This is a genomic window from Rhodococcus sp. AC861 (genome assembly GCF_979256035.1).
The window spans coordinates 1-282 of record NZ_CEEDMW010000033.1; the positions used below are offsets into that span (position 1 = coordinate 1).

Consider the following 282-nt stretch of genomic DNA (forward strand, 5'->3'; position numbering starts at 1 on the left):
CTCCCTCTCGGTGTCGACACGACGGTGTTCGCACCGGGAGTCGCGCCGCGAGTTCCCGGGCGGAGCGTGGCGGTCGCCAGCGCCGACGTCGCACTCAAGGGAGTGCGGCATCTTCTCGAGGCGGTGGCGACGATCCGCACCGAGCGCGACGTGGAGCTCGAGCTGGTGTCGAAGGTCGACCCGGCCGGACCGACACGGGTTCTGAGCGACGCACTCGGGCTCGGCGACATCGTGCGGACCCGCAGCGGCCTCGACGACGCCGAACTGGCGCGCGTCCTGGCC

General features: G+C 72.3%; 1 pseudogene. It reads left to right on the forward strand.

Annotation, left to right across the window (positions count from 1 at the left end):
• Positions 1 to 282, forward strand: a pseudogene (locus tag AC0IX4_RS23020) (glycosyltransferase family 1 protein); the annotation flags it as partial.